Annotated in this window: 3 protein-coding genes; 2 read left to right on the top strand and 1 reads right to left on the bottom strand. The window is 40.2% G+C overall.

Translation table 11 applies throughout. The features are described 5' to 3' along the window. Positions 1–872: Tex-like N-terminal domain-containing protein (locus B7697_RS00035; protein ID WP_275655546.1), on the bottom strand; the 872-nt coding region annotated here is incomplete at its 3' end. A gap of 573 nt (positions 873–1445) precedes the next feature. Between B7697_RS00035 and B7697_RS09460 the strand changes: the two genes are divergently transcribed. Together B7697_RS09460 and B7697_RS00045 are read left to right on the top strand one after the other, a co-directional pair. Then, positions 1446–1577: an SPJ_0845 family protein gene (locus B7697_RS09460; protein ID WP_000268685.1), complete on the top strand. Its 132-nt coding sequence runs from the start codon at positions 1446–1448 to the stop codon at positions 1575–1577. After that, the coding region (locus tag B7697_RS00045) for a permease (RefSeq protein WP_192851449.1) at positions 1578–1989 on the top strand (412 nt) is incomplete at its 3' end.

Consider the following 1989-nt stretch of genomic DNA (forward strand, 5'->3'; position numbering starts at 1 on the left):
AGTTGAATAGCACCTTCTTCTGCCTTCTCAGTTAATTCTGTCCGAATACGGCGCTCGATAGCTGGCAAGACTTTTTTCTTAACAGATTGCTGAACCACTTCATCAATATAGGCGTTTTTCACCTTGAAACGAGCTGCAAAGAAGGCAAGGATACGGTCCGTTGCATGTTCAAAACCGACCTTCAAGACACCTAGCTTCTCCCCACGATTGAGCGCCAAGGTACGATAGCCCTGAATATTTCCAACCGTATCTGAAAAATCATAATAAATCTGAAAAACCTGCTTTTCATCAAGACTTTCATCCTTGACTTGAGAAGTGATTTTAGAGTGTCTTAGCACCTCCTGATAAGTCATGGTGCGCAAGGTCACATCTTCCGATAAGGCTTCGACCAAAATGTCAACTGCACCATCCAAGGCTTCCTTACCTGTCGCAAATCCTTCACAGACAAACTTTTCAGCCTCCTTCTCTAAGTCCGCTACATTCTGCAAGATTAATCGAGCAAGAGGGAAGAGTCCAGCTTCACGAGCAATGGTTGCCTTGGTTCGACGTTTTTCCTTGTAAGGAAGATAGAGTTCTTCAACGTCTGCTAATTTTTCGGCAGCTAAGATGGCTTCTTCCAATTCCTTGGTCAGCTTGCCTTGCTCTTGAATCTTAGCTAAAACAGCTTCCTTACGGTCGTTGAGATTTGTCAGACTTTTATCCAAGTCAATAATGGCCTTAATCGCCACCTCATCCAAACTACCAGTCATGTCCTTGCGATAACGCGCGATAAAGGGAATAGTCGCCCCTTCAGCTGTCAAACTTAGAACGGTATCGATTTGCTTTAACGTCACTCCCAAATCTTGGGAGATTTTTTCATATTTTTTATCCATGAATCTATTATACCACAAGCTATACGTTTCAAATTAGCTCTTACAATTTTAAAACATAAGTTGGAAAATAAATTTACTTCATTTCAATATTCTATTCATTCAGAAGGTTGCAATTTAATTCTAATAGTTTACAAAAGGATCAGTGATTAATTGCACTGTTTTTATTTTTTACAAAACGCTTTATAAAGCTATTTGTTGAAGTTAACGAATCAATTTTCAGAGCAAATAAAAAACCGCAAGCCTGAGCCTGCGGTGAGTGTAATCTATTTTGAAATTTTAAAGAAAAAAGGAGCATTTAAGCTCCCTCCTTTGAAATAACGGACACTTGGCTGGTCGGTGTACCCAGCATCTCAGATACCTTTTTCAAGGTGCGGCAGGAACCTTTCTGCCCTCAAATGTCTTTCGTTAACGTTATTCTAGCACTATCTACTTTTTTTGTCAAACTTTCTCAATCTACCAGACTTAATCAGGATTTATAAAGCTCTATGATTCGTTAGATACTCAATTTTAACTTTTCCCTTTTCCTCAAAATAATAGTATAATAGAGGTAGAATTTAGAATCGAGGTACACCTATGGCTGTAAAATTTACAAAACGAGACGACTTGGACAAAATGTTTGAGGAGTTTGCGAAACTCCCTGATTTGAAACAAGTCACTTTCCCTGATGACAAAGAGAAAAAAGCCAAAGCAGAAAAGAAAAACTAGATGACTGCTTTCCAACAACTCCCGTCTAGTGTGCTTCAGACTGGAGCCATTTTTCTCTCCATTATCATTGAAGCCCTACCCTTCGTTCTGATAGGAAGTATTGTCTCAGGACTGATTGAGGTTTATATCACACCTGATAAGGTTTATCATTTTCTCCCTCGAAATCGTTGGGGGAGAATCTTTTTTGGGACCTTTGTCGGGATGCTTTTCCCTTCTTGTGAATGTGGAATCGTCCCCATTATCAATCGTTTTCTGGAAAAGAAGGTTCCCAGTTACACAGCCGTTCCCTTTCTCGTAACAGCACCTGTCATCAATCCCATTGTTCTTTTTGCGACCTATTCTGCCTTTGGCAACTCCTTCCATGTCGCTCTGTTACGAGCTCTAGGTTCCGTTGTAGTGGCTGTGATACTTG

Origin of the sequence: Streptococcus mitis, from assembly GCF_002096895.1 — a bacterium.
Lineage (GTDB): Bacteria > Bacillota > Bacilli > Lactobacillales > Streptococcaceae > Streptococcus > Streptococcus mitis_AH.

Excerpts from the sequence above, each read along its gene's own strand:
- B7697_RS09460 (WP_000268685.1), top strand. The coding sequence starts at position 1,446 with ATGGCTGTAAAATTTACAAAACGAGACGACTTGGACAAAATGTTTGAG.